General features: G+C 38.6%; 20 protein-coding genes. 4 read left to right on the top strand and 16 right to left on the bottom strand.

The window, feature by feature from the left end; genetic code table 11:
* Nucleotides 1-50 precede the first annotated feature (50 nt).
* The 3 genes from SHAL_RS11420 to SHAL_RS11410 all read right to left on the bottom strand — a co-directional run bounded on the left by SHAL_RS11420 (nucleotide 51) and on the right by SHAL_RS11410 (nucleotide 3,784).
* Nucleotides 51-548 carry a hypothetical protein gene (locus tag SHAL_RS11420; protein ID WP_012277276.1) on the bottom strand — a complete coding sequence of 166 codons (498 nt, stop codon included), beginning with the start codon at nucleotides 546-548 and terminating at the stop codon, nucleotides 51-53.
* Between the two features lie 42 nt (nucleotides 549-590).
* A complete protein-coding gene (locus SHAL_RS11415; protein ID WP_049763881.1) occupies nucleotides 591-1,289 on the bottom strand; it encodes an FRG domain-containing protein in 699 nt (232 codons plus the stop codon).
* A 278-nt stretch (nucleotides 1,290-1,567) separates the two neighbouring features.
* On the bottom strand, nucleotides 1,568-3,784 hold the full coding sequence (locus SHAL_RS11410) for an AAA family ATPase (RefSeq protein ID WP_012277274.1): 2,217 nt from the start codon (nucleotides 3,782-3,784) through the stop codon (nucleotides 1,568-1,570).
* Nucleotides 3,785-4,127: 343 nt separating this feature from the next.
* Here SHAL_RS11410 and SHAL_RS11405 point away from each other — a divergent pair, with 343 nt between their 5' ends.
* The 3 genes from SHAL_RS11405 to SHAL_RS11395 all read left to right on the top strand — a co-directional run bounded on the left by SHAL_RS11405 (nucleotide 4,128) and on the right by SHAL_RS11395 (nucleotide 6,651).
* Nucleotides 4,128-4,535 carry a LexA family protein gene (locus tag SHAL_RS11405; protein WP_012277273.1) on the top strand — a complete coding sequence of 136 codons (408 nt, stop codon included), beginning with the start codon at nucleotides 4,128-4,130 and terminating at the stop codon, nucleotides 4,533-4,535.
* 2 nt (nucleotides 4,536-4,537) lie between these two features.
* Entirely contained in the window at nucleotides 4,538-5,791 is a 1,254-nt protein-coding gene (locus SHAL_RS11400) for a Y-family DNA polymerase (protein ID WP_012277272.1), read from the top strand.
* A gap of 107 nt (nucleotides 5,792-5,898) precedes the next feature.
* Nucleotides 5,899-6,651, top strand: a complete 753-nt coding sequence (locus tag SHAL_RS11395; RefSeq protein ID WP_012277271.1) for an endonuclease — start codon at nucleotides 5,899-5,901, stop codon at nucleotides 6,649-6,651.
* A 305-nt stretch (nucleotides 6,652-6,956) separates the two neighbouring features.
* Here the strand turns inward: SHAL_RS11395 and SHAL_RS11390 are convergent, their stop codons facing one another.
* From SHAL_RS11390 to SHAL_RS11325, 13 genes are all read right to left on the bottom strand, one after another.
* Nucleotides 6,957-10,004 (bottom strand): DEAD/DEAH box helicase, encoded by a 3,048-nt coding sequence (locus SHAL_RS11390; protein ID WP_012277270.1) that lies wholly within the window; start codon nucleotides 10,002-10,004, stop codon nucleotides 6,957-6,959.
* A gap of 686 nt (nucleotides 10,005-10,690) precedes the next feature.
* Nucleotides 10,691-12,007, bottom strand: a complete 1,317-nt coding sequence (locus SHAL_RS11385; protein ID WP_012277269.1) for a DUF6602 domain-containing protein — start codon at nucleotides 12,005-12,007, stop codon at nucleotides 10,691-10,693.
* A 102-nt stretch (nucleotides 12,008-12,109) separates the two neighbouring features.
* Nucleotides 12,110-13,078 (bottom strand): abortive infection family protein, encoded by a 969-nt coding sequence (locus SHAL_RS11380; protein WP_012277268.1) that lies wholly within the window; start codon nucleotides 13,076-13,078, stop codon nucleotides 12,110-12,112.
* 124 nt (nucleotides 13,079-13,202) lie between these two features.
* Nucleotides 13,203-13,952 (bottom strand): hypothetical protein, encoded by a 750-nt coding sequence (locus SHAL_RS11375; RefSeq protein ID WP_012277267.1) that lies wholly within the window; start codon nucleotides 13,950-13,952, stop codon nucleotides 13,203-13,205.
* A gap of 59 nt (nucleotides 13,953-14,011) precedes the next feature.
* Entirely contained in the window at nucleotides 14,012-14,692 is a 681-nt protein-coding gene (locus tag SHAL_RS11370) for a hypothetical protein (protein ID WP_049763880.1), read from the bottom strand.
* A gap of 4 nt (nucleotides 14,693-14,696) precedes the next feature.
* Complete coding sequence (locus SHAL_RS11365; protein ID WP_041415980.1) at nucleotides 14,697-14,981, bottom strand: 7(1) septoil knot domain-containing protein; 285 nt, start codon at nucleotides 14,979-14,981, stop codon at nucleotides 14,697-14,699.
* 562 nt (nucleotides 14,982-15,543) lie between these two features.
* A complete protein-coding gene (locus SHAL_RS11355) occupies nucleotides 15,544-17,820 on the bottom strand; it encodes a DEAD/DEAH box helicase (RefSeq protein ID WP_012277265.1) in 2,277 nt (758 codons plus the stop codon).
* A complete protein-coding gene (locus tag SHAL_RS11350; protein WP_012277264.1) occupies nucleotides 17,814-18,524 on the bottom strand; it encodes a hypothetical protein in 711 nt (236 codons plus the stop codon). Before SHAL_RS11350 ends, SHAL_RS11355 begins: the two co-directional genes overlap by 7 nt.
* Before the next feature lie 531 nt (nucleotides 18,525-19,055).
* Entirely contained in the window at nucleotides 19,056-19,928 is an 873-nt protein-coding gene (locus SHAL_RS11345) for a hypothetical protein (RefSeq protein ID WP_012277263.1), read from the bottom strand.
* A 563-nt stretch (nucleotides 19,929-20,491) separates the two neighbouring features.
* Entirely contained in the window at nucleotides 20,492-20,707 is a 216-nt protein-coding gene (locus SHAL_RS11340) for a hypothetical protein (protein WP_041415978.1), read from the bottom strand.
* Nucleotides 20,708-21,331: 624 nt separating this feature from the next.
* A complete protein-coding gene (locus tag SHAL_RS11335) occupies nucleotides 21,332-21,718 on the bottom strand; it encodes a VOC family protein (RefSeq protein ID WP_012277262.1) in 387 nt (128 codons plus the stop codon).
* A gap of 545 nt (nucleotides 21,719-22,263) precedes the next feature.
* Nucleotides 22,264-22,467 (bottom strand): nuclear transport factor 2 family protein, encoded by a 204-nt coding sequence (locus tag SHAL_RS11330; protein ID WP_012277261.1) that lies wholly within the window; start codon nucleotides 22,465-22,467, stop codon nucleotides 22,264-22,266.
* A gap of 142 nt (nucleotides 22,468-22,609) precedes the next feature.
* Nucleotides 22,610-23,914, bottom strand: coding sequence for a GGDEF domain-containing protein (locus SHAL_RS11325; protein ID WP_012277260.1), 1,305 nt, complete (start codon nucleotides 23,912-23,914; stop codon nucleotides 22,610-22,612).
* A gap of 404 nt (nucleotides 23,915-24,318) precedes the next feature.
* Here SHAL_RS11325 and SHAL_RS11320 point away from each other — a divergent pair, with 404 nt between their 5' ends.
* Nucleotides 24,319-24,726, top strand: coding sequence for a LexA family protein (locus SHAL_RS11320; RefSeq protein ID WP_012277259.1), 408 nt, complete (start codon nucleotides 24,319-24,321; stop codon nucleotides 24,724-24,726).

The following is a 24,726-nucleotide window of genomic DNA, read 5'->3' as shown; positions in this document are numbered from 1 at the left end:
GAAGAAATATCTCAAATTCGCTCCGAGCCCTTTATCCTTTTATGTGATTGTTAGGTATGCTCAATTACTTCTTGGATATGAATTATATCTGGTGTAATTATTACGATTGAAATATGCCCTTTATCCTCAACTTCATTTTTGTAAGACACAGCTTTTAAATTTCTCATTCTTAATTCATCGAGCAGTTTAGGATAGCCAATTTCATTTACTTTTATCGTTCTCTCTCTATTATCCATCCCAGAGCTTGGTAAATCTCTGAGTTCCTTCCATATTTCAACGAACTTTAAGTCACTGGGAAAATTTTCTTTGAGTGCCCTTGCTAATGATTGAGCTCTATTGGATAACCAGTCTTCGGTTAAAAATAAAATTTCATTTTCGTCAATAGTAATTGAACACTTATGAATAAATGAGGGAGATGAACTTTTATCTTCTTCAATCTTTTTCTTTTGTACCCGTTCTTTAGCCGACTCAAGGCTGCCAAAGTGGGAGAATGGCTCGAATGTATCGATTTTTTGTAACGAGCCATGAAACCAATATTTAATATTCATGAATATCCCTATGTATACCTAACGCCTAGTTGACTTGGTTTGTTATTTGCTCGTGTTCACGTGCGGCATAAACTTGCTCACGTTCATTTTTACTATGTCATATGACAAGCTGTCTAAGTCGTTAAACAAAAATGCCCGCCCTACGCCAATTTTACGTAGCTTCCAACGAATTGATGCCTTAGCTGTATGTGGAATATTGATTCGTTTAGTCACTCGGCTTAGATCTTCTTCATTTGGATTAGGCTGAATAGTAAAAAGTCCATTTTGGTTGCGATAACGAATGTGATCATGAGTTGGCACTACTTCCATTAACTCAGTTATTGCCAAAGGATCTCCCCACGCAGTCATGGTCTCATGGTTAATCAATCGGCTTTGATAAGAGCAATAGACAGCAGCATCAGCCTGAATGCTATTTTCTACTGCAAAAAATAGCGCTACTAGAGGATTAAATGTCCAATCTAGAAGTCGAGTAGGCAATCCATGGTGCTGGGCTAAGAACAGCCATTCAAAGTCATTCTTAGGCGCTGAGCGACTGTACAAAGGCGCACTTCTCTTGAAGTCTCTAAGAAGTTGTTTCTCAAAGCTGAGTTGCACTTGAGGATCTCCTATTCCGAAACGACCTGCCGCAGGTACTAACTTAAAATTAGCAACATCACCAATTCCACGATAAATCTCTGTTTCTTCAAGTGTATTAAATTGAGCCAAATACTGCTCTAATGTTTGAACTGTTACTTCTTGCATCTCAATTTGCCTTATTCCTCTGAGCACATAACGTCTTAGTATTTGTGTGTTGCGCTGTCTGCAAGGCACAAATCGCTTGTTGGACTTGGCCGATGCCACATCCATGTATTTGGTATGCTTTATGCTATAGGAGTTTGCTTTTCTGTGGTAGTCGTTTTTTGAACACCTGTAAGGTAATTGATTGGTCTTCTTTATTATTTTGATATTTCAATAGCACCTCTTTACTGCAAAGCATCATGATAAGTTAATAAGAAAACAAATGACGTGATTCCCTAGAGTTAGGCATAATATGCGTCATAGTGTGGCTTGTCGTTCGTTTCTAAGGCGTTTGTAATGATCTCCCATGCGTTAGTTAACTGCGGCTGCACAGCTTCGGGGAACTGAACGCCTAGCTCCATTGACTTAGCATGGCATTTTTCATTCATGTATTCATACAAAGTATTTGCTTTAACTTCCGCACCTTCAATATCTTTCAGTAGATTAGGTGCTATCTGGTCTTTACCGTTACCCCTGAACTCAGTCAGATTGAATCGGAACGAAAAGTACACTTCCAGTATCTTTCTTACGTACGACTGCACTGCAATAGAATCACAATTCTCTGGTCGTTCTACAGCTTCTTTAACCTTGCTGATCAAGTAAGCATACTCGGATCTGTGGTCTTTAAGTAGCTTAGGTAATGGGTCAATCTTAGATTGGTCGCCTGTACGATTAACTAAGAAGAACTGTGCTCTCTTTGCTGTGCCCGTCTTAGTTCTACTGAAATGGGACAACCACGTTTTTACTAAGTTGAAGAACTCAAAGTTATGCGTAGAAATGAAAAGCTGTTCTACGTGCTCATGACCTAGTTTACTTTTGATAATGCCAAGAACGTTATAAATGTGGTTTGAATCAAGGCTACAGATCGGATCATCCAAATACACGATAGGTTTGATCCCATTTAAGGATTCATCTTCTAACTGTGTAATGAAGTACGCAAATGCTATTGCAGTACGTTCACCATCAGATAAGTGCTTTGCCTCTCGATCTTCACGCATGAATTTATATGTAGCACCTACAGGCTTAATCTTTATATCAGTCTTACCGAAATACTGTCGCAAGTTGTCGTTTAGACTATGCGCTCCCTGTTTAGTGTTATTAAGTTCAGCCTTTATCGCATCGATACGTGCCTGATTAGCGTTGATCTCGTTTTGTGCGGTGACAGCAGCATCTTTAAACGCTTGTATATCAAGCTGTGCTTGCGGGTGATCGTAGTTCTGTGTTTCTTGGTACACATAGTGACGCTTGATTGCTTCAATAGCCTGACGTTGCTCTGTAGAGTGGTTAACAGCACGCTCATTGTGCGCAGTTATTGGTGCGTTGAACTGCTCCATCAAGTCTGTAACTAACGGTAAAGGATAGTCTGATGCGTTAAATGGAAGTACCTCAGACATGTGCTCTTTCTTGTCAGTAAGTAACTTAACCAGTGACGTTTTTAGTTCTTCGACAGAGTCATCGATTGGCTGGATTTGTATTCTTAATTCGTCAAAACCTTTCTGTAGATCTGGATAAAGTTGACTGGTATCTGGAATACTTGATGTGAATGCTTGTGATTGAACCGAAGCGATAGCAACATCAATCCTTTGGCTAAGGTCTTTGTACGCTTCCGAAAAATATGCATTTAACTCATCAATTCTTGCCTGACTAATCGTGTTGTGACAGAACTGGCAGGTGGTGTGTCCAGCGTTACGCTCTATCCCTTCTTCAACCCAACTTCTAAGGCTTTTATCTGCATCCAACTCTGCAATAGTTGTCTGTGTTACTGAGGTCGCCATGATTGATTCAATTTCACCCAAAATATCTTTCATTTCTGGGGTGCTAAGTTTAACTTTAGGTACGCTTGATACAGCACTGGCTCTCGCTGTATCAATGTAAGCACTCATTTGTTCTGGTGTTAGATCATGACTTGCTTCAGCAGATGCAAGCATGGTTCTTACGCTTGAAGCGTTGAATGTAGACCGACCTAGAATACTCAATACCGCAACGTTTCGACCTACTTCAGTTAAACGATTGTTTTTTTCTTTTTCTTTGCTTGCTGCGAATCCTGTGTTTTGATCTCGATTAACTTCCTTTGTAGGGATAACCTCTTCCAATCCTTGAAGTTCTGTTTCTAGTTCGATGTTACGTTCACCTACGATCAACACAGGGCTGACGCTTGATTCATCAAAATTAACGTTTTTAGCGATGTAATCTGAATTGAAAACACGTAGGTTTTCTACTTTTTGTAAGTTGTTACTCTTGATAGAGCTAGCTTCGTGACAATCGACTTCAAAAGATGCCCCTGTGAAGCCTTCTGGTATTTCACCAAGCTGCATTGCAAGGAAAACACGTGAAAGCGTGGTCTTTCCAGAATAATTAAAACCATAGAATAAGTTAAATTGATAGAAAGGTTGACCAGCGTTAGTGTTGGCATCCTTGAAGATACCGAAGTTTTTTATAGACTTTATGTTCTTAAACATGCACATACCCCAAATAGGTGACTCTTCATTCTACTATGCATTATCTAAGATTGGATGTGACTGCTATCAATTTAGTTGCTTAATTTAATAGGGCGTTTGAACTACCAACTGTGAAGCAGTTCTTCCTAGTTGCCAACGCGGAATGGGGCTTAAGTTAGTTAGCGTTGAGCTCCCTAACTCGAAAGTAGACAGACTTGGGCAAAATTTATTCTGAATGATTTTGTCAAAAACGTCTTATACGCCCGATTCCTGAATGTTTAGCCTGAGTTACCTGCAAACTTTATTGTGACTATCAACTAAAAAACGCTATACTGTATAAAAATACAGTGCCTGTTGTTTTTGAATGAATATTATCCCGATTTCCGCCAGTGCTGGTATCACAGGGTTTGAGTCCCCTGCTACCGACTATAGACAGCTTCCACTTAGTCTTGATGAATTATTGATTGAACACCCAAGCTCAACGTTCATTGGGCTCGCCAATGGTGACTCCATGGAAGGTGTTGGCATTTTTGATGGCGATATCTTGATTGTTGATAGGCATGTTGATGTTCGCAATCAAGACATTATCGTTGCTAACTACAATGGCTCATTTGTGTGCAAGATTATCGATAAAGTAAATCGATTGCTTTTGTCTGCTAACGAAGCACACATGAGCACGCCTATTCTCGAACACGATACATTTAGTGTAGAAGGCGTCGTTATACGCTCAATACGCTGTAATCGTAAAAGCCCTATTCTTGAGAATGATTAATCATGTATGCGCTTGTCGATGCCAATTCTTTCTATTGCAGTGCTGAACAGGTTTTTAGGCCTGAATGGCGTAACCGCCCTATTATCGTGTTGAGTAATAATGATGGTTGTATTGTTGCGGCCAACAGATTGGCGAAAGAAGCGGGAATTAAAAAGTTCGGTCCTTACTTTGAAGCCAAAAGGCTGTGTGAGCAAAAAGGTATTATCGCGTTGTCTTCAAACTATGAGCTTTACGGCTCTTTATCTGCATCTATGATGGAGGTGATTGGCCGCTTTGCCCCACAGCAGCATATCTACAGCATTGATGAGTCTTTTTTATCGTTTAAGCACTGTTACCCCGCTATACCATGCCTAACTGAGCACGCATTAAAACTTAGGCGCGCCGTTTGGAAAGAAACAAGGTTGCCTGTTTGTGTTGGAATTGGTGAGACACTGACCTTAGCCAAAGTCGCTAATCATGCTGCAAAAAAACTCCCTGGTTATAATGGCGTTTGTGCCATTACTAACAATGAGCAACGTTCAGCAATTTTAAAAACGATGAAAACCGATGATGTCTGGGGCGTCGGTGGCCGCATAGCCAAAAGGCTCGCAGCAATGAATATTCACAATGCCTATGCGTTGTCGCAAATGAAAGCCGGCATCGCCAGAAAGCAATTCAGTATTGAACTTGAACGAACTGTAAGAGAACTAAACGGTGAAGTGTGCAAGACTTGGGATGAAGCAAGAGCTGACAAGAAACAGATATTTTCAACTCGCAGTGTTGGCAACAGAGTGACTGATTTACCTTCATTATGCCAAGCATTAAGTAAACACGCTTCAACTGCAGCCGCTAAAGCAAGAATTCAAGGTTCACTGTGTAAAAGCATGCTGGTGTTTGCGTCAAACTCACCTTTTGATGAGCATCCAAGCGGGTTTAAGTATCTGCACCATTTTGCATACCCAACAAATGACACTTGCGAACTCATTGAAGCTGCAACTCAGGCTGCAATGGTTAGATTTAATCCCGCTATTCGTTATTACAAAATCGGCGTTGGACTCATTAACTTGTGTAGTGAAGCCAATCTGCAAGGAGATTTATTTGAAGGCGGTAGAAATCCAAGTAAAATGCTGGTCTTGGATAAAATCAACGCCAAGTACGGTACTGACACGTTGTTTCTCGCTGCCCAAGGTATATCGCAGAAATGGGGAATGCGCAGAGACATGCTGACTCCGCAATACACTACACGCTGGAAAGACATTCCTTTGATTAAATGCTAATCAATGTAGGTTCTGATTCATTAAGTTTAATTAAATCATGCTTATTTTTACTATAAAGCCTATGATAGTTAAGGCAAAATCAGCCAAACTATTTTAATCAGAACCTTATGAATATCCGCACACTCTCTATAGCCATTGCAGCACTGCTGCCCTTAACTACGTTTGCCCAGTCCGGCGAAGGCAATACAACCATAAAGTCGTTTAATAAAGCAAAGAAAACACTCGAACGTAAAGTTTATTACGACCATCGTGTAACGCTTTATTGTAATGCAGAGTTTGATAGCAAGAAAAACATCAAACTTTCTCGTGGATTTACAACTGATAAGCATGTTAAACGCGCCAAAAGAGTTGAATGGGAGCATGTTGTTCCCGCTGAAAACTTTGGTCGAACCTTTTCAGAGTGGCGTGATGGCCACCCAAGTTGCGTAAATAACAAAGGAAAAAGTTTCAAAGGCCGTAAGTGTGCCGAGAAAGTAAATCACGATTACCGTTTAATGCAATCTGATTTATATAACTTGTATCCAGCAGTAGGCGCAGTGAACGCTACAAGAGCTAATTACAACTTTGCAATGCTTCCCTCTTCTCGTTCGAGCTTTGGTAGTTGCGAAGTAAAGGTTCATGATAGAAAAGTAGAGCCGACAATTGGCTCAAGAGGCAGAATTGCAAGAACCTATTTGTATATGGAGCAAGCCTATCCACGATACAAAATGAGTAAACAGCAAAGACAGCTAATGACAGCTTGGGATAAGCAATTCCCGGTGAGCAAATGGGAGTGTAAACGAGCCGAGCGTATTGAGAAGATTCAAATGAACAGAAACAATATTGTTTACTCTCGATGTGAAGCTATGGGTTACAACTAGATTTTAAGACGTAGCCATATAATAGATGACTACGACTTAAATTGTTTTTGGACAATTGTGAGTTACGACCACCGACTTGTTTCTAGGTTTCAGATAACTCCTCGTATATCAAAACGTCAAATGCGGAGCAGTCCTCGGTGCAAATCAGGGAGTGAAGTGGATTATCTTTGGGTGCAATTTCACTCTTTTACTACAACTAAAACCAAACGCCCGTTACCAAGAGCCTGCCCGTTAAAATTATATTTTGTAAAATCTCTAGGCAATTTGACCACCTCTCATCATCTATTCCTTAGCTCTTGCCTTAACTATGGTGAAACAAAAACTTTCAACTCAATATCATTATCATGCACAGTCGCTAGCCAACTATTTAATAATTGAAAAGCTTGTAAGGTTTCGCCATTTGCCTCTGAACCTAACTTTAATTGTTGCTCAAAATGGGCAGCCGAAAAGCTATTGGCAGCAATAATCCAAATTTCCTTTTGAACTGCTGTTGAGCGTCTTCTCATTGCAACGGTATCCCACAGCTCATTTAGTTTTTCTAATCTTTCCTGCTCGTTTTGAGCCGTAAAAGTAGCACCTTTGAACACTCTAATTCTTTCAGCAATATTTTGAGCAGATTCTGGAGCAGGCCAAGCCGTATGAAGCCTATTCCAATTTGAAGGCTTCAGTTCAGTATCTCCACTAATTAGCATTTCAATATTTTTTATGGCTTGAGACCCTACTTCAGCAAGTGCTCCTGCTGATGAACGTGGGTTTATTGCACTACCACATTTAACATGAACGAATGCTAACTTGTTTTTTGACGATACAATAAAGTCAGCAGGTTCGGTTCCCATATCCGTGTTAATCAGCAAGTCAGCATCAGGTATGTAGGGAGCGAATGGACCTAGTTCGCTTTTTGTTGGGTTGGCTAAGCCATTAGCTTTTAATTGATCCACTAAATAGAAAATCGAATCACTGCTAAAGCCTCCTTCAACAACCTGATGAGCACCATTTTGATATCCTTTCTCATCTAAGTTTGCGCCAACAAGAGACTCTAGCCCGATAACAACATTGGCAAGGTTGGAAGCACCTAATTCAAAACTATCAGCCACTGGAAGCGTTAATTGATAGAACTTACAATTTGAATAATTTATCCCATTTGCTAAAAGAGCTTTATGTAAGTGCTCGTTGAGAAAATCAGTTATGTCTTGCTGTTCCCCATCTTCAAGTAAGTATGTTATTTCCGTTTCTGGTGCAATTTCTAGATAGGGTTCTTCTTGCTTAAAGTTTACTAAGATTTTACTTTCCTCAACACCATCAACAAGCAACGTACCGTTGTCATAAATTAAATACAAAAACGAATTGTCGAGTGTATATTGTTCCCCTGCTATGAAAATACTTATCGGAGACTCAAACTCTGTTAAATCAAAAATCAAACTGTGAGCTTCAAAATTTTCATCAACAGATATTGGCTTTGCATATGAATGTACTAAGGCATTCTTTATATTAATATTTGCTGATATGACATTATCAATATCTGTAAGCCAATCATTCAGATCACCCAAAGTAAACGATGACTCTTTTTGATCAGAGATTCGCCCAGAATCTGCACCTACATAATAACTACCTCTCTTTTTCTTGAATTGGTCATAGGTATCACAACGCATTGTGGCTAACCGGTATGAAGCATTAGCTTGCATGTCAGCCATTTGCTCTAAGTTTCGTCCTTTTACTGCAATGCTTTCAGGACGTTTTCTAGCAGAACTAATCGATTTACTACTCGCTTCTCTCGTTGAGGCTGATTCACCTAATGACATTACCTTAAGCAATTTATCGAGAGACACAGCAGAGCCGAGTTTCAAATCTTTCTCACCATTAAACCTGCGGCCTCGGCTATCATAAATTGCAACAACGTTATTCGAGAGTTGTTTATACAATGTTATTTCTAATGAAGGCTCAAAGAAAAACTGGTCCGTTAAAAATCGAGACTTATTGAACGCTATTGAGATAACACCATGAATACCAGATTTTGTAGAAAAGACTCTCGCGAGTTCACCAGCATTATTGCAGCGCCAGTATAGATGGTCTGATAAAAGCTGAATGCTGAACCCCTGCGACTGATTTAAAAAACAAATTGATGCCGTAGGGATATTAAGAGAGCGCTCAGGTTCAAACGTATTAAGGTTAAACTTACTAACAAAGCGGTTGCCGTAATAACTAACATCAGGAAATGCTTCTATGTAACGCTCAATCAACTTATTACTGTCCAATGATGCTATGAATCTTTTAACTGAATCAGCACTATCTAGTGAACGATCAAAATTTCTGTAGTTTTGCCACATTTGGCTATTTGCATCGTTTTCAATCTCCAAAATCTTAGGCTCAATATCACCGTACAGACGAACTACTCTCCCGATGGTTTGAACTAGTTCCCGACCACTATTAACTGCATAGGCTAAAACCAATAACTTCGCTTCTGGAATATCGACCCCTTCATCTAGTTTCCGCTGGTGAATAATGACTTGGTAATCAGAACCTTTAAGGTTTGCTGGCACGGAAACTTTTACATTGTCTCGTTCATCTTTAGTAAATCGTTCATGTATTGCTAATACCGAAAAGTCATCGTTTAGCAAATTGTAATAGCTTTTAATATCTTCGAACTTTTCACATTTGATAATGCACTTTGTGCCATCATTAGCCTCTAAGAAATCTGTGATTTTCCCGCTTAATTCAGCTAAAGTAATTGACTCAAAAGTTGGTTCTTTTAAAACACCATCTGCAAGTGCTCTTTCAAAGGTAAAAATATAACTAGCGTCTTCGGTAACGTCGAATTGATACAAGTCATTCCTGTATGGGGTCGCAGTTATAACGACTTTATGAGCATCAATACCGCGTACCAACGTGCTCCATACGGGAGAAGGTTCAGCGTGCCCCTCATCAATAATAATAAGATCAATATCTTGCTTTAACCGCTCAAGTTGAGCAATATCGAAAGTTTGTAGTTTCTGGAAGGTAGAAACATAAATGCCGGTTTTAGAGGTATCATTTACATCACTATAAACAGCCTTGCGCTTGATAACCTCACCTTCAACACGATCACTAAAGAACTTCCCATCTATTTCTTTAAAGAGTTGATCACACACAGCACGTCGATGACATAAAACGAGCACCCGCTTTTGGGTTGCTTTGTGAGAAACAATACTAATTACACCCGATTTACCTGCACCCGTTGGCAAGCTAATAAGGCAAGAGTTCGCGTTTTCATTTAACGGCTTTTTTAAGTAACTTAACGCCGTTTGAATACTTTCTTGCTGGCAGTGTCTTAGGCTTTGCCACAAATCTTCATTAACGATGAAACCACTTACATTCATTTAAACGTCCCTGTTATTCTTGTTTTGAGGCAAGAGCTATAGTTTGCTAGCAAAAGCTACGAAAAAGACCTATTTTATAATTAACACTTAACTCTAGGGAATCCCCAGATAATTTCTCTTATAATCAATATGTAAACACGCATAGTGCTTTTTGATCTAATCAATTTCGCCAGGAACAAACTAGAACAACACCATGCGCAATATTATCATACAGAATCAATCTATGGGGTCGCAATTCCTGACAATTCACAAATAACTTCTTATGTCTCAGATGGTTGTAACTAAGTTATTACTCGATGGCTATCAACTCTCTTTAACGTAACTAGGCCTTAACATTTAAGGCAATCTGGCAGCTATAAGCTCTGCATCAAGCGCCACTGATTTTCGCCCACTTTAGCATTACTAAAACTAAATATGTTGTCTGACATCTCAAACTTGTTATGGGCAAAAGTGTCTTAGAGCAATCACGCTAAGACATATCTGGACAGAAATTGGTTAGAGTCAAAGCTCTTAAAGAGATGACTCTTATTAGGAAAAGTATGGCGAGCTGATACACAGTAACGCCGCGTTCAGTAGTGAGCAACGCTACCACCTTACCTTAACCATTACACCGTAAACACAAAACCCAACGATGGAATGAAAAACGCTATGCGTTGGGAATCTGTCTTAAACGCTTTGTTGAACGTTTATACAAACGCAAATACTGAGATTACAAAGTCTTGGCCTCTCTCTTCCAGCCATAGTTCTAGCATTTGACGGTCTGTTGCAATGACACCACTATGATCATCGAATGAGGCTATATAACTTACTGTTTCAATAGGTCTGATTAAGCCGTTATCATCCATAAAATAACCTGAAGATAAAAGTTCTTCAGTTACTTCGTCAAAAGTTGCACCAAACTTTCCCTCTAACCAACCCGAACTTTCAGCAACATCAAATTGACCTCCACGGATTAACATTAGATTCGTCAACGTAATTGCAGCCTCACTCAGGAAGGAAGGCTCCCAGACAGTTTTAGCTTCGCGTTGTAACAATTTTTCTGATGGTTCATTAGTTCTATACCACCAACCTACTTGCTCGCCTTCTCTGCGACCACTCGCAGTTAATAGAGGAGAAAGGTTCTCTGTTTCTAACGTATCTTTCCATGGCATTGAAACATCAAAATACAATGAGATTTTTGACCAAATAATCTCTAGCATCATACATGCTGGGTTGTGACGAGTAGAAGATACCGCAACCCAATTACTCGCACCTTGTAGTGCCATATACGGAAAACCATTATTTTTCACAAGGCAATAATTGTTCGCTGTTACAAGTGTCGGAAATGACGGTATGCCAAAGCCTATACCATTGCTGTCTTTTTCTTCTGAAAGGATATTAACAAAAGCTTTTCTCAACCCTGATTCAGTTTTATATCCACCATATCCATGAATAATACTTGCAGGCGCATAGCACTCCTGAACAAGAGCATAGAAAAGGATGCCATCTTCGGGCTCTAAGTCATGGATATTATGATACTTCTCCGGTGCAGGTTTACCCGTAATTTGAGAGAACAGCTTTGAAGGTGCTGCTAAATTAGGCTCATAACCATCTTCTATTAGCTTTTTCTCAAAAAGCTGGGCAAATTTTTGTCGTATTTTATTTAGATGCTCAAAAGCATCTTTAAAGTCAGCTTTGTTTAGCGTTTTCTTTACTTCAAAAACACACAATACTAATTCGATATCATAAATATATTGCTCGGTTAAACCGTATTTTTCACCGTCGCCATGTACTAACATACAGTCAATTTGCTCAGTTAACATTTCACCAGCAACAGAAATAAAACCCGATACGACCTTAAGGTTAAGTCCCTTAGGAATAACAAAGTTACTATCTATCCCCTGCCTTGTAATTTCTTCATATGCACTACCTAATGTAGGCATGTGTGGCATCTTAATACCTTCAACTCGTAAGGACTCTGTTGCTATAAATTGTTCTAATATCTCTGATGCTTTTTCTATCATTAGTACTCCAAACTGACCGAAACGTATAACGCCGCCAAAAACAGCGTATAGGTTGGCGTTGTTTTTGGCGGCTTTTTGTTTTGACGAAAACAGTGACTGCTGTTATGCGTCTGCTTGTTTTGCCTTGTTAACTTTCTTTTCGCATTCGCCCAAAAAAACAATATTGGTTGCAGTTAGGTGCAATGTATAGCTAACCATGGTTTCCGATACGTTCTTTATTTCAGAACCTTGCCCATGACCACCTTCTTTATTTCTTACTGTTGGAACCCCACTTTCAAGCAAAGCTCGAAACTGGCTAAACTGCTCTTGCATGTAAACAGGAATAAGATTATTAGTGAGGCAAACATTTATTAATTTTTTTGCGGTGTCATTTTTACCAAACTGCCAGCCATGCTTCTCACATATTGCTTTCATGGTACTTTCAAACGATTTCAAGCAATCTACAAGAGCCTCTTTATAACGTTGACTTCGGTAATGGGAGTGAGCGGATAAGAACTCATCTCTTGCTCCATTAAAAATATTTTCACCTTGTAAAATTGACAGAGTAGGTTTTACTACCTCACTATGAATGAATTGAGAATCAATTCTAATAATCTCGCCAGAAAGGAACTCATAGCCAACGCCTGACTCTTTGAACCTCTGATTTAACTCGTCAATTGCGTCATTTGCTTCTTGTTTGGTTCCTTCTTCATGTGTAAATTGATATTGCTTTCCTTTGACGTGGAACTCAATGAATTTAAATGACAGCTCAATAATATCTAAGCATTCTTCGAAATCCTCAGAGTATAAAAAATAATCATAGACTGCTTCAAAGTGACTTATTCTATGCTTTTGGGATAATGAAAAAACACCGTATTCTTTGCATAAAATCTCGTGAATTTCACGATATACGACTTCAGAATATGTTTCTCCTCCATAGTGACTATTATTTACCCTAGTTCCAATTGTTGCTTTGATAATATGCACAATTTGAACTCTCAATTTATCTGGAATAGAGTCATACAGATAGACATCAGGCACGTCACCTCGGGCTTTTTTTTGCCTTGATGAAAATAAATCGAAAATCGCCATCTTTGTTCCTTGCGATAAAGTTTCACTGAAAGTTAACGCCCGCTTAAGCGGGCAAAAATTGTTAGCTATAATGTGATGCGAAGCGGAACTTAGCCAACTGTTTTAGTTCCGTTTAAAGCGCTTGTTAGCCTAATATTTTGTGTCTTAAGAGGCGGTTTGCAGTGCAGGAATCATAGTACGTAGCTAACTGATAAGATTTCTCTGTAGGGGTTGGAGCACCGAAACTGATAGGCTCTTTAAGAGAAATGATGAAACACAAAAACTCTACAGCACCAATAGTTTTGTAAAAGTTCATTGGTACACCATAATCAACGTCCTTGAATGAACCATGCAAAATTCCGTGCCTATTCGTTTTATCTTCGAAAGTGTACTTGGTTGAGCTAATGTAAAAATTATTTTTTAGGTAATGCTCAAATGCTTCTAAAGCTGGAACAATTTCTCCTACTGCCCCAAGCTCATTATCTATAACGTACTCTCTGCATTTCTTAGCTAAATCAGAAAACAGTGTTCTTGTGCCCTTGTTTTTGCCATTGCTGAACTTCCGCTCTATATCCCATTCTTCAACTAACTGGTTGCTGACTCCCTCAACCACTGGCATTAAGGTTGTCACGGCGGCGTAGTTTAATCCAAGAAAATGCGCTTCAATTGATTCTGAAATAATATCTTTGTAGTCACAGATATGAGGTACTACAGGGTATCTTTCAGTAACCATAGCTGCTTGATTAATACTGGAGTAAAGTCCCTTGAGAAACGGCTCAATATTTGGTTGTTTAGAATCTTTTATTTCTTTTGCGATCGAACTTATATAGCCCATTGTAGAATGAGAAGGTATAAACCAACCAACACTAGTAAATAAGTCTCTATAAAAATCCACCGAACTCTCCATATTAGACTAACGTCGTACTCACCTGCGGAGTCCGGTGCAGCAACTTGTTATGTTTTGTTATCCAGTTCATTAAATACCTGTTCAAAACGCTTAGCCAATGAATCAGGGTCTGCTAGTGATGCAAGCCGCCCACCTACGTGTTTTGCAAAATCTTCCAGTACAACCAAGTTATCATCACTTGGTACTCCCGGTTTCGCTAATTCGTTACGCAATGCTTTAAAAGAGGTAACGGATAGAAGAGACTCTTTGTCTTGGTCTGTAACAGTACCAGCTAAGTTGTGTGCCAGTTGATTTCTGATCTTATTGAGTCGTCTTATACCTTTTGACAACTCCTTAGTTTCTTCTGAGTAGCTCTCGATCAAAGTTATTTTTTGAGCAAAGGTGAGGCGAGCTTCTTTAATGTCACCAAGTTTTGGGTTAAAAGAGAGCAAACATTCGGTCACGAAATGCTCAACAAATAAGTGTGCTCTAAGAATACGGCCAATGGCATCGACATCTTGATTCCACTTTTCAGTGATTTTTTCGAGCTTACCATCCATTTCTCTATTGAGTTTATCTTTGCCCCCTGACAACTCAATAACTCGCTTTGCAACTTGCTCATGGTCGATGTTCAAAATTTCTCCTGAAAAATATAACGCCGTGTTTTGCGGAAAACGAAAGTGGAGGTCGCAGGCCGGAGCTTTTGGTTTTTCGGCGGAAGCGCGTAGCGCTAGAGCGAACAGCAACACCTTATTAGGCTAGCTTTCCTTTTAATGGGTGCTCTCGCATCCAACCAGCTGAATTCTTAGTTTGTACAAAATGTACTAAGAGGTCAGCTGAGGATTTAGTTTGAACCCACCGAATTTTGGTAGTAGCCAAATTTGAACTGTCCACATACCTCCATAGTTCGTCTTTACCTGCCGCAGTGTTTTTAGTATCGACAATTCGAACTAGAAGATCAGCGGCATTTTTTGTGGTTACTTCACACACAGTGATATCTGCAGACGAACGAGTTTCCTTTACTTTTATTAACGCCATTCTATCTATCCCTTAAAGCCTAACAGCTTATTGAATAGCAGCTCAATAAACTGCTGGCTAAAATTAAACTTGCAGCGACTATGCCACGCTAATCCATTGAAATAAAGCGACAAAGTTAACATCACTTCAAAAAAGTTGAATAAGTTGCCCGCAAAACTTAACAAGTTGATGTAGAGGTCTCTACAACGTTTTACCAATCATCATAAATTCAACAAGTTATCCAAAAGTAGAAGTTCATAGAGCATAAAACACCCGTTTTTTGTTCACTTTCCTCACGGATTACCAGCGTGAAATTATAACTGTACATTGTTCTAGTACTTTAAAGTCAGCTCTGACTGCCCAAGACATTAGAAAATATATGGCACTATTGAGTGTTATCCAGTGCATCAGTTTCTCTCGCTAACAAATAATGGGGCAAAGACGTGTTTGTCGAGATCGACGTCAACACGTCCTTGTAGAAAAGTGAGCTAGACGTTACGGACTAGCTCTCCTGTATAAGATTAGTAAATGTATGTAGAAATGGTCAGCAGCTCCACGTTGTCTGTTGATTCCACCTACAGCCTTATGGTAGATACCAGTCTACGAGCTCCCTCACATTATCTGGGGAGCCAATAACATCTGGCTTAAACAAGATATTTTCTTCAGAGATAGATTCTACGTACATTGATATTTCTTTAACCTCTTCTGGAGGAAATCCATACCGTAGCAACAATGTATGAACAGTATCGTTAGTGCCATACTTTAATAGCTCTACCATCTTTAAAGCCTTGGTATCTTTAGTATGATTATGATAAATACTAAAAGCTCCGATAAGCACGTCTGATAAAGAAAATGAGATTACCGTGTCCAAATAATCGTAGGTATCAAATACGACGGCATCGTAACTCACGTCCTTAGATTTTGTATTTTTAAACAGTGGATATTCATTAAATAACCCACTATCTGGTAGTTTATTCGCAGGCTGAGTGAAGTTGGCATCCAAGTTTTGGTTTTTGCCTCTATTTGAAATATAGCTATACCTTATTCCTACAATTTCCTTAAAGCTTCGTCCCTGAATCAAATGAAAGAATATTTCGATTGCAGTATCAAAGACGTTCTTCTCTCCAGAAAACAAAGATCTACCTAGCGAGATTTCATAAATAGCCTTTAAACAGTGTTTTGTAATTAGCCTATTTTCTCTATTATCCCCGCCAAACAGCTTTGATCCAAATCCATCTTCATACATAAAATATAAAACGGACTCCATTAGCTCTAGGGCTTCTTTCGTTGAGAGCCTATCCACTTTAGTTAAAGGAAGATTCATCTCCTCATCAAATGTACCTTCGATTATTGAAGAAATAAGCTCTCTTTCATCATCCAAGCCTTCTATATCTTGTTCGAGAAGTGACTCTTCAGATAAAGTAAATGGTGTATTTAAACGCGATGAAAGTAATATAGGGCTCTTTGTATATACATACCCAAAATCAAACACAGCCCCCTTAGAAAGCCGTCCACTACGTCCTATCAAATTTTTGAATGCTAGTGCTTTGTCTTCTTCATCACCACCCTGCATTCTCATATTGTCTAACCAAACAACATCGAAAGGCATGTTGATACCTTGGGCTAATGTACTAGTAGCAAAGCAAATCTTTGCATGCCCCTGCCTTATAAATTCTTCAATCAGGAACCTCACTTCAAGAGGTACAGAACCATGATGAATGACTACCCCTTTTCTTAGCAAACTAACAAGATTAGAACGATGGTCTTGCTCATTTGCTCCAATCAACAATTCAACCTCTTGAATTATAGATATTGCAGATTCATCTTCAATTAAGCCAAATCGGTCGACATACTTCTGAAAATCATCGATAAAGTCCCCTCGATATAATGATGCTTTAGACACAAAAACCAGAACTGTATAAATACCATTGAAAGCAATTTTCTCGAATTTTCCATTCAGTTGGATACTATTCTTTACATGATGACCTTGCTCTTTATACGGTGAGAAATAGTAGTCTTTCTTGTTACTGTGACCAAATACAAATGCTTTACCAACAGTATTATGAGGGTATGACCGAGAATATGCCTGACTCTCGTCTAACGCGTGCTTCTTCATTTGGGCGTCAGGGTTATCTACAAAAGGATGTGCAAAGACTAGTTTTGCTTCTGGGTAGGCCCTCTTAACTCGCCTCACTAAAACATCAAAAATAACCCCTCTTTCTGCTTCTTCTGATACTTGAGCCTCATCAAAAAAGAATAACGATATATTCAATTTGTCTTTATGTGAAAAAATTTCTCTAGCGCGCTCAGGGGTAAGAACGAAAATTCGTCTCAACTTTCTGCTTGTAAACACACAATCAACAAAGGAAGAGATCATAACCTGCTTATTGTCCTTGAAACGCTCCCTCAAGGTCGCCATATACTCAGCAATAAGTGCTCGAGATGGAACAACTATTACGCTATCTTCTTCTTGCTCAAAAATATAATCCCTTAGAGAAAAAGATTTACCTGCACTGGTTGGCGCTGATATTGAGGTGTATCGATTTTCTTCTACCGCTAATCGCACACTCGCTTGGACTGGTGTAAGCCATTCACCAAATCTTTTTTTGTTTTCTCTTCCAATTCCTGCCAATAAAAAAGAATATAAGTCCGTTGGATTCTCATCTTTATAAAACAATCCAAGAACTGACAACACCTTAGATTCAAAGCGTTTAAAAACTTCAGAATGAAACAGTTTGTAATAGGTTAACGCCTGTATGACTTCACGATCCACTGGGCCATCTTTATGAAGTATTTCTATTAATTCGCCAACACTAGCTTGCGGGCGAGCATCTGCCTTAATGCTTTTAATATCTAACATACAACAACTCCGATAACGTAAGCACATTGAACTTTTTCAAACAGTCCAGACTCCTGAATGCTTTCTATTGCATTATCCATTATTGAATCGTGATCTTTTGAATTTATAGAAAATGCAGCTATGGCACCAAACTTGTCATCATCCAAATTCTCTATAGATTTTTGGGACGCTAAATTGACTAAGTGTACCCGATCCCTAAAATGCTTTTCTTCATTAATGAAGCCTTCTGCTTGGGGTATTGCTTTACCATGAGGGTTTACACTCCCAGAAAATTTTGCCTCACCAAAGTTTATTAGCTGTTCTGTACACTCGGTGTGGAAATCAAAACCTTCATTTTGTTTGAGCTGAGGTTTCCATATCTCGGCGATAGGAAGTGCTATATGATCAAAGATAACTGATAATGAACGAGCTGAACTGATAGAAACCATAACTTCACCAAACTCAGCACCTAATTGATGGTCATCAGAAAACTTCTTAAATATCTCCACTAAAGCATTAGCGGTATCTCTAGCTGTATACTCATAAGTCCTTCTGGTACCTTTATCTAGACCAAGCATCCATGAAGAATCAAGCACTGACGAAGTTAGTTTTTCAGAGATCTTGTCTAAATCGGAAACAGCCACAATACATGCTTTGACGTTGCTGCTGTCGTGGTAACGAGAATGGATACATCCCCATTCTTTATCAATTTTGTCCAAATGCATCACCTTACCAATCTATATGAAAGGTTGCTTCAAAATTGAAACTACAACCGTTCAAAGGTATTTATTATGTGTATAGTAGCATTAGATATTTTTTATAAGCCAATATATTGTTGATTTAAATCATGATTTATATCATTAAATGCGCTTATCAATATCCCATCTAGGAGCCACAGCCATTGGGAAACATCATCGGAAGCACTCTGAAAGCAAAAAATAACAAGAGTCAGGTTTGGCCCTTGACCTCCATTCGCTCAGATGCTGATTGAACTAATTTAGGGGCATAGTGAGTCATTGTTTGCACGCTGACTCAAATGTGGACAGAAATTGGTCAGAGTCAAAGCTCTTAAAGTTATGAGTCTTATTAGGGAATGAATAGCAAGTGGATTTACGGTAACGCTTTGCTAAGCGGCAATAAAATAGTTGGCTAAGATTAGTGAGGTACTAGTACTAGCAAAAGCCAACTGTTTTTGTCCGTTTGAGCAACTTGTTGGACGCGGCTGCGCGCGGCCTATACATATTTGTTATACAAATTTAAACTTGAAGGTTTTTCGCTTTATACTTACGAACAAAGATATATTTCGAGGTTCCGCACCAAATCACAGGTTTCCCTTCGCCATTACCCGTAAAGTGGCAACGACCAGCAACTAGTACGTAAGCCCCGGCCAAATCCTCTAGCTCATCGACATCAAATAAAGATAGAAATTCCTTTGCTATATCTTCAAAAATAGCAACACTTACAGACCGATATTGCCCTCCAGAGTTAAGCCATACTTTACCATCGGGTGATTTTTTAGCAGAAGCAATCGGGCCCCAATAAAACATAGTTTTATCATCGTGTTTATTTTTAACAATATCTTCAAAACCACATACGATATCAGAGACTTGCCCACTCAACATTACATCTTCAGAATTTTTGTAAAAGACTATATTGCTATTTGAACTACGGAATGCAGGACTTTGAACGAGCCTATGAAGAATGCGCCTTAAGGTAAATTGTTGACTAGATTCTCTATTCTTACCTTTAATTATAAATGTACGTCCGCCTTCTCCTTGACCTTCTTTAGGAGGAGCTAAAACATCTTTAACTTCAACCTCTCCGCCTTGCTCTTGATCTAATCGAACAATTATTGTATCCCCTGCAGATACTTGCTCCTCTTCTGAAGTAGCATCATCTCGTTGATCATCTGAAGTTACATATTCGACTTTTAAATTGCATTCTGAATCATGTCTAGCACAGAAATGCGCAGGATGTCCGTGACGGCTTTCTTTCCTAAACCAAGCGAATTCACCACACTCAGCACATAGTAAACTTAATCGCTTTGAATCTAAGCGACTTGGTTCTAGCTGAGAAAAAGGTAATGCTTCCCATACTTTTCCATCACTTGTACATTTAGCGTGTTGCATTCGTTAATTATCCTTAATTCTGAAGAATACGATTATTTGTATAGTGCGCATGCGCATTTAATAAACCAATTTTTTGCTGTGACTTAGCGAAGCAATTGATTTTTAAGCACTCTACCAAAATCATGCTGGATAAACGAGCAAAAAAATGCAAAGTGAGTATTGGTATTAGTGTCTTATCTAAAGTGATCATGACTGCCACCTATCGTTCAGTAAAAATCGGTTAACAGGATCGGCATTGTTGTGACTGCTTATCGCATGTAACTGATAAAATGGTTGGAAAGTGAGGCGAAGATTTGTTGACACATCGAATGGCAAATGCGAGTTAGAACTTAAGCTTTTTATTTTTCGGTTAGGATTTAAATAAGTGTGCGTAAGCTCGGAAACACTATTGGATATCGTGATATACGGGGGTATTACAGATTCTGGTATACCTCTCACTAAGTGCTACAACATTACGATGCTTAAGTCCCAACGAGCCACTAGCATTGCTGCAAGTGGCTTTTTTGAAACTTATATTTTTAAGTAGAATCAAGATACTTCGAGATTTACAGAATTTTAAAACATTAATGATGATGCTTTGGTTTCCCCTCAAGATGCAATTTCTTAGCTTGCTTTAGTACCACTAATACTGCCTTATATTTACTATCATCGATTAAACTCGTGCGTCCTAGGTGGTCTTGAGTAGTTCCCTTTTTTAGCTCGAACTCCAATATCGCTATCTGCTCTTCTATATCACTGATTGACAATGTAAGAACATCTTTTAATTTAAGTAAGTTCATTTTTCCCCTTACATCTACAAAGACTTATTTACATTGTAGTGGTCAATTTGTCATCGAAACAATATAAAACACAAGAAATGGTATTAACTCATCGCCAATATAGTAATAATAAATTTCATAGCAAGGAAAATGAAGTTAATTAGTTTAACTAATGTAAGATTTTGAGGCTGCTCGAATTAAGCTTTTAAAAACAGATACATGCACATATGAGTGTGAAGGTTCATCACAATTCATCACGACGTGATGAAAAGTGTAACTAATGTTCTAAGAGAGTTAGTACAGAGTTTTATGTTTAATTTCTCAGTAATGAAGAATTGTGTTCGCCCTTCGACTATTTAGTTCATGAAGTAATAGCGTCAGATTCGTAACTTAAATGCTCACAACATGCTAGTTCATGAACTAGTATGTTGATACCATAATTAAAATATGAATATAAATGCTATATATACAATGCTTTGCATGGTTAGCATCAGTGTGAACTAGCTATCAAAATCATATAAGTTAAATAGGGTTTATGGATAGATGCCTTTTCTGATTTTTTTCGGAATTGTCACCCAATTTGAGATTCTCTTTCTTCTGATACTTCTGCCCATACCTCTATGGGATCCTTTCCTGTTTATCACACTATTCCCAGGTATTAACATTATTGGAATCATTGAAATCTTTTCTCTGTGGATTCACTACGCAAAATCGATGACCCGTTGGTGCTTGCATAACAACCCAGCGCTCAAACGCTTCAACTACTTGCGCACCAATCGCTTTTAAACGGGTAACTTCAGCGGCGATATCATCAGTCTCAATATCAAGATGTACTCGACTTTCATGCGTTGTTTTTTGAATCAATATATGTGGCTGTTCATCGGGTGCGTTAAGGTGTGAATATCTTGAAGACCAGTCTTCACGGGAACGCACGCATTCAAGTCCTAACGCTTTCTCCCAAAACACGTTCGCTTGTTCGATATCATCAACTTTGCTGTCTATTACCAATGCAGCTAATCTACTTTTATGCATAACACTTTCCTGTGTGATTAATGTCCTACTGAGTATTTATTAATGATTAGTTTCAGTTTGGATTAGTTTCGATTAACAAAAAACTCCATTAAGTCATTTATTATGCCTGATGGATCGATAAAGGCCGCATAAAAGCCCCATCTATTTTCATTTGGAGGATGGAAAGCAAAGCACGATTAAGACCCTCTGCAGTTGTTTTCTTGATTTGCACGGCTCTAAAAACCAGCTGCCTTTTTGAAGTTAAGTGCAGCAGGGACTTTATTCGGTTACAAGCCCCCTACTTTGTTTAACCTTAACTTGTCTCGCTAATCGTAAACAACAAATCCGTGTGGTTTTTAAACTTATATTTTAAGTCTTAGTTCACCACGAGAGCCTCAATAAATTCCTTGAGAGCCGCTAACTATCCATGTGATAGCTAACGGCTTGCTTGGTGCTAGCATGTTTACTAGCGCGTTGTACCCGTGATGAGTATTGGCTGGTTGTGCTAAATAGCGGTATTAGTAGCTGCTATATTAAATAGCCGCTAAATAATCCTTCCTTGCACGTTAGAAGCCAAATTTACCGTTAGTATGTTTCCACTCAGATTGAGCTGGAATCGTTTCGATAGTGTCCCAGTGCTCAACGATTTTACCGTTATCGAGACGGAATAAGTCATAGAAAGCCACATGTTCATTGGCAAAAACTCCTTCACTAATAGAGACAACAAAATTGCCCTCGCCGAGCACTTTATGATTGGTGTCATACTTCATCGTAAGCCCTGCATTAGCCAGCTCTTCGAGCGCCTTACCAAGACCACTTCAAATTAGGAGCTTGATTAGAGTTGCCTGGTCAATTAGTTTACTTAAATCATGCTTGTTCAATGCGATGGTGATAACTTGATTGCATATGCATTCAGCTATTACGATAAATAGTGACTTTATTTCGTCCAGAGTTCTTCGACTCATAAAGAGCTTCGTCAGAAAGATGAAATGCTTCCTGCAATTTCATTTCAGACTGAGAGTAAATAGCACCTATAGATATAGTGACGGCTATATCATTGATGGTTTCATTATTTATTATGCTCAATAAACCATTGGCTTTATTACTAAATTGCTCGAAAGACAGTTCACCATTAAAAATAACAACAAACTCTTCGCCGCCCCATCGAATAGCAAGATCAGTGGATCGCATTGAGGATTTTATTCTGTTAGCCACTTCCGAAATCACAATGTCACCGACAATGTGTCCATAAACATCATTAATTTTCTTAAAATGATCGATATCAATCAAGCATATAGAGCTAACAGACATCTTTTTACTCATAAATCCATCTTTACGATAGAATCCAGATAGCCTATCGATGCTGCTTTCGACATAAAACCGTCTAATGTATACAGCAGTTAAAAAACAGCCGTGTATGACGAGTGTACATATCAAAACTGCTAAACTGTTGTACAGTAAAGACGTTTTTATTGTTAGCCCCACTTTTCGGTCTTCCGTCTTAAGTGCTAAGGATTCGTATATAATCGTACTTATGCTCTGACGGTCTTCATCTGACATTTCAAACCAAGTAAATTCTTCATCATTAAAATCAACTATGAAATCATTTAAAAAATTACTTTTTACATCAATAACTAAAACGGAAAAAACAACACCTTCTAAATAGAGTGGGTAATAAATTGAAAATAACTCTTCATTGGTTCCCTCTTCTATATAAGGACCGAAAACTCTCACTGTTTCAAATACAGTTAAACCACTTCCTTCTAGTGTTTTTTCAATGTTTTCTAATTTTAAAATACGTTCTAGGTAGTTTTCCTCAGCAAAATCCTTATCAAAAAGGTTTATGTACTCCTCTCTAAATGGCCTTGGAATGACATACTCTGGGTATACATTAGCGACCGTCCATAAGTTGCTAGATATGATTGGGTTGATTTTCAATACAGCAAATAGATTATCTATATGCTCAGATAGGTCTCGAATTTTTTTAGCTTCAGAATTTTTTACTATGACCCCCTGTTTTAAATCATTTGATGGTAGAGAAACGTACTTACTGTTAAGGCTGTTTACATTAAAACGGTATATTGCATCACTAATAAAAAGGATGTTAGTTAAAAACTTACTATTTAACTTATTTTTATTAACAGTCAAGAATAAATTAACTATACATATAGAAACAATTAAAGATAAGCAAATGCTGAACGCATTCCTTTTTGTCATGTTATTTAACACCCGGCAATAGTAATAGACTAGAGTCACAACCACAACTCATTGATTAACAAATGCTTCTCATTATTCACTAATAATAAGCTTACATAAATCTGCAGTAATTAAAGCTATTGTAAATAAAACTGTAAGTATTGAAAACCTGTCTTTAAATACCATGTTATTAGAGAAGAATGCTGCGAATAAAGAGCCTTGAGTAGAAATAATGCTAGCAGCTGACTTTTCTGAAGCAGATATTCAGCTGCCCACAGGAATTTACCCTACTCTTACTATACACAGCATCGAGCGATGGATAACCATACTGCAGCAAACTACTCACAGATAGTTGTCATCCTTATTGCGCAAAATGACATAAAACCACTATACTGTACAAATATACAGTTAATTGCTTTTTTAGTATGAACATAATCCCAATTTCTGCCAGTGCAGGTATTACAGGCTTCGAGTCCCCCGCTACCGATTACAGACAGCTACCGTTAAGTCTTGATGAATTGCTGATTGAGCACCCAAGTTCGACCTTTATCGGTCTAGCCAATGGTGACTCAATGCAAGGTGTTGGCATCTTTGATGGCGACATTTTAATTGTCGATAGGCATGTTGAGGTTCGAAACCAAGACGTGATTGTGGCCAACTACAACGGCTCATTTGTTTGTAAGATTATCGACAAGGTGAACCGATTACTGCTATCTGCTAATGAATCCCATATGAGCACGCCCATCCTTGAACACGACACCTTTAGTGTTGAGGGCGTCGTTATTCGCTCTATTCGCTGTCATCGAAAAAGCCCAATCCTAAAGAACGACTAA

Origin of the sequence: Shewanella halifaxensis HAW-EB4 (genome assembly GCF_000019185.1) — a bacterium.
In the GTDB taxonomy this organism is placed as follows: domain Bacteria; phylum Pseudomonadota; class Gammaproteobacteria; order Enterobacterales; family Shewanellaceae; genus Shewanella; species Shewanella halifaxensis.
Note: the sequence above shows the minus strand (reverse complement) of the source record. Positions and strands in the feature narration are given on the sequence as shown.